At 60.1% G+C, this 3981-nt stretch carries 3 protein-coding genes and 2 pseudogenes; 2 read left to right on the top strand and 3 right to left on the bottom strand.

The window, feature by feature from the left end; translation table 11 throughout:
• Positions 1–79: 79 nt before the first annotated feature.
• The 3 genes and pseudogenes from ACLP2E_RS10465 to ACLP2E_RS10455 form a co-directional block, all read right to left on the bottom strand.
• Positions 80–232 (bottom strand): annotated as a pseudogene (locus tag ACLP2E_RS10465) (IS256 family transposase); the annotation flags it as partial.
• 179 nt (positions 233–411) lie between these two features.
• Positions 412–1470 carry an alpha/beta hydrolase gene (locus ACLP2E_RS10460; protein WP_442465876.1) on the bottom strand — a complete coding sequence of 353 codons (1059 nt, stop codon included), beginning with the start codon at positions 1468–1470 and terminating at the stop codon, positions 412–414.
• Between the two features lie 223 nt (positions 1471–1693).
• Positions 1694–2710, bottom strand: a complete 1017-nt coding sequence (locus ACLP2E_RS10455; protein WP_442465875.1) for an Lnb N-terminal periplasmic domain-containing protein — start codon at positions 2708–2710, stop codon at positions 1694–1696.
• A 533-nt stretch (positions 2711–3243) separates the two neighbouring features.
• Here ACLP2E_RS10455 and ACLP2E_RS10450 point away from each other — a divergent pair.
• Positions 3244–3645, top strand: coding sequence for a hypothetical protein (locus ACLP2E_RS10450; protein ID WP_442465874.1), 402 nt, complete (start codon positions 3244–3246; stop codon positions 3643–3645).
• Between the two features lie 195 nt (positions 3646–3840).
• Positions 3841–3981: pseudogene (locus ACLP2E_RS10445) on the top strand (IS110 family transposase); the annotation flags it as partial.

Raw genomic sequence — 3981 nt, 5'->3', positions numbered from 1 at the left:
CGAATGCGAGGATCGTGTCCCATGGCGTGGTGTAGCTGACGGTTGGCGCCGTCGTTTTCCAGGCCGAGCCGGGATTGTGTCAGGCTGACGCGATGGGCAGACTGACAAGCGGATCATCGCTCAGTGGAGCCATTGTCTCAAGCGTCATGTAGCGGCTTCGCTGCACGGCCCATTCATCGTTTTGCTCCAGCAGGATGGCGCCGATCAGGCGGGTGATCGCGTCTTCGTTGGGGCTTCGGTGCGTCGCTTGAGGTGGCAAACCGCTCGCGCCGACCGCTGGCAAGGCAAATGGTCCTGTATCGCCGTCGCCTGCTGGCGGGCAGGCGACCGGACAATAACCGCGGCGAAGAGCGCCGAAGCCAAATTGAAGAACAGGCGCAGCGAAATCCCCGCTCGATGAGCGAGGGGAGCTTACTGGCCAGTGATGATTTTGATGGGCGCCCCGACAAGGGTGATCGGCAACGCAACGATCGAACCGATTGCCCCGCCGGCCGAGGCCCCGCTCTCGGCCAGGACGCCGTGGCGCAGGGCGATCCCCTTTGCCAGCACCTCGCGCAGTTGAGGCGCCACTTCGGCAAGCTGCGCGAATTTGCTATGGTTCATGGGGTCGTCCGCCTTGACGTCCGTCAGGTCGATCACCCGCGCGCCGAGCCCCGCCAGCTCGGCGGCGTCGGCGTCGTCGCCGACTCTGGACTGTTCGCCCGCGAGCAATTTCGAGGCCCGAAGCGCCTGATCGTCCTTCGAAGTGACGATGTACAAAGGTTTGGCGGGCTGGCCGAAGCGGCGCATCTGCGATTTGAAGACGTCGAGATCGATGTCCGCCGAGGCAAGGACGGTGATGCCAATTTTGTCGGTATTGCGCATGTCGCCCGATATCTTCATCTGTCGAAGTGTCTCGACGGTGACCCAGTTGCCCATGGAATGCGCAACGATATCGACGCGATCGGCGTCGCTCGCCAACGAAAGACGAAGGACGTGTTCGAGACTGTCGCGCGCCGCCGTCGCACTATTGGTGTCGTAGACATAGTCGCCGAGCTTTCCGCGCGACGCCCAGGTGAAGAGCACCGGAACGCCATCGTACTTTGCATCGTGCGTGACCTGGGAAATGCGATAGACGCCCTCGGCGAACAGCGTGTTGTAGCCATGAACGAAGACGAACATCCTGCGGCTTCCCTTCGGACGCTTCCGCAGTTGAGCGTTCAACGCCTGGACGAACGCCTTGTCGTTGTCGAGATAAGAAGCATCGCGCACGACGAAATTGGCCGCCGGATCCCCAGGCGGGCTGTCCGGCATTTCGATTTGGCCGGGAACGTGGTTCGGGGGTATCGACATGTCGATCCTGGCGTAGCTCAGGAAACTGGCCCTCTCGCCATTGAAAAGCGTTCCGGGCCGCGCGTCCCGTTCGCGCGTCGTCGCGACGAGCACCGTATGCTCAACCGCACCGGGCGCGCCGACAGCGATGGGGCTCATGAAACCGGTTTCCGGCCGCGAAGCGCAGGCGACAAGAGGCGCGCAAACAACCAGCGCCGCGATGATGGCTCGTGGCCGCCGCAGAGCGGACATCAGGAGCGCTCCTGCAGTGATTTTTGCAATCTCGGCCACGTCAGCTCCAAGCCCGAAAAGTTGAAATACACGTTCGAAGTCATCATGTTGGCCAACGCCGGCTGGCGTAAGCGCGATGTCTCCGCGAATCCTATGGCGTCGGCGGCTCATGTGGCGACGGAGCGCCAACTCGTATGAGCCGGGAAAAATCGAGAGAACCGTCCGCCTCGGCGGCCCGCTTGTCGATGTGCGCGAGCGCCTTCAGCTCCGGTAGAGGAATCTTGGTGTCGACGGCGCCTCGCGCGTATGCGTAATCCGGCAGATAGCCATTGATGACGAAGCGCCAGTTAAAGGGCGTCGGATCGCCGACGATCCGCATCATCTTGAATATTGTGGTCGTGCAATTCGATGTCAGCGAATTGTAGAATTGCGGTGTATCGGCAAGCCCGTTGGCGTCGGCGACATATTCGCGAAGGAGAGCGCCTGCAATTTCCGGCGACGCCCTCAGGCGATAAAGCTGAATGTCCTCTTGGCGTATTTTGGTCCTCAGGCGGATCACATCGCGTTCGTCCGCTGCGATGATCACGAGGGGATCTTTCTTGAAAAGATCGCCCAAGGGAGAATATTCGCCGTCGTTGAGACGACGCACCTCGATCGACCAGGCGAGATAATTGCTCCCTTCGAAGCTGAAGCTCAGGATCGTATGAGCGATTTCCGGGGCGGCCCAATAATCCATGAACAGGTCCAAAGTCCGGAGTTTCGTCAGATCATATTTTCGAGTGGTCCATCGCTCGGTGAAGTCCGTCTCGCTACGCCAATCAAAGTCCCGAACGTTCCTCAAAGTCAGCACATCGCCGTCAATCGTTCCCGTGACTTGTCGTGCGACTTCCGGCGCCCAATCGCCGTGGTCCTTTGGTTTGATTGTCGTCCACCAGGCCACAACCGCGGTGAAAGCAGCAAAAAAAATCACGAGCGCAAATTGGCGCCGCCGACTGAAGAGGGCGAGGATCGCGGCAAGGCCAATCAGGCAAAACAGACTTCCTGTGGACGCTCTCGTCAGTTCCTGCGCGGGGAGCCGGTACCACAGCGCGAGCGACGCCCAAGCTGTCAGGATGAGAATAATTGCTGCAAGGATTAGGCGAAAAATATTCCGCGCGACATGCCCCAATGGATGCTCCTCTGGGCAGCTATGGCGCCGCCGTCCGACTGAAAGCGCAAAATGGGCTGAACTCTGCCTGACCGGGCGCTGCGACCGCAACGCGCGACATCGCCTGTCCATCCGAAGTCGCTTTCCCAAATTCAGCTATTGCCTCGCCTCGCTTTAGCATATCGAACGAAACACGGATTGGTTGGCAACTCACCAAGCGCAACCGCTGCTCATTGACCGCAATTTTTTGCGAGATAGCGCTGAAGCCTTCGCAGGAGCGCACATTTCCACTCAAGGGCAGTGGCGCCATCTTGTTGGATCAATTGCTTGGCGCCGGCGTCAAACTTCGGCGCCATTCCATGCATTAAGTGAAATTTGCAGTTATTGAGCAGCGATTGCGGTTAGTGAGTTGCGCCCGACATGAGCCACGCGCCAATTCGGTACGAACACGGCTGCGAGACATTGACTCGCTCGTAGCCGCGGAGAATCATGAGGTCGAAAAGCCGCGCGGGAATCGTTATTCGCCGCTTGCCCAGAGACCCGCCGAGAAGGGAATGGCCGTGATGAAAGCGTTGTTGCATACCGTCGTCTTGAGCGCGGTCATCGCGCTCTCCGGCTTGGCCATGGCGTCGGAAGCGCACGCCGGTGGTGGCGCATCGCTGAAGTCATGTGCGGCGTCCTTCAAGGCAATATGTGGCAGTGTCAAACCGGGCGGCGGGCGAATTCAGGCATGTTTTGACTCAAACATCGACAAACTCTCGGAGCCCTGCAGGAGCAAGCTGACGAAAGCCGCCTCCTCCGCCCGGGCATGTCAGGCCGACGTTCGCAAGTTGTGCGGCGGAGCCGCGCACGCGACCGGGACCATCAGCTGCATGAAGCCACGGCTGGCGCAGGTCGGCATTCCATGCAAGCGCGCGATGGCCAAGGTCGCAATCCAGTATTCCCGAGGACAGTGACCATTGTTTCGACCCGGCTTGCGAGCCGGGGCGGTTGTTGATCGCCCGTTATCGGGATCCACCCACAGATCGAATTTCCGCTTCGCGCCAACTCTCGACGAAGCCCGCTAGGTTGGCGACCGGCCGCTAATGGGATGGACCGGCTGCACCCCCAGCAGCGTAAGCTGCGGGGCCACCATAAGCCGGAGCAGTTCAATGACCCAGACCCATCAGCGTCCTGCGCAAGACATAGCCGTTATCGGCGTCGACATCGGCAAGGATGTCTTCCACCTCGTCGGCTTTGACAGCCAAAGCAAGATCGCCTTCCGGCGCAAGATAAAGCGGCTGGCTTTGATC

It is taken from the genome of Rhodoblastus sp. (assembly GCF_052145335.1).
Taxonomy (GTDB): domain Bacteria; phylum Pseudomonadota; class Alphaproteobacteria; order Rhizobiales; family Beijerinckiaceae; genus Rhodoblastus.
This window is presented reverse-complemented; position numbering and strand designations above follow the sequence as displayed.

What these genes read in the sequence shown, in the direction of transcription:
- ACLP2E_RS10460 (WP_442465876.1), bottom strand. Translation starts at nt 1,470, where the DNA reads ATGAGCCCCATCGCTGTCGGCGCGCCCGGTGCGGTTGAGCATACGGTG.
- ACLP2E_RS10450 (WP_442465874.1), top strand. Translation starts at nt 3,244, where the DNA reads ATGGCCGTGATGAAAGCGTTGTTGCATACCGTCGTCTTGAGCGCGGTC.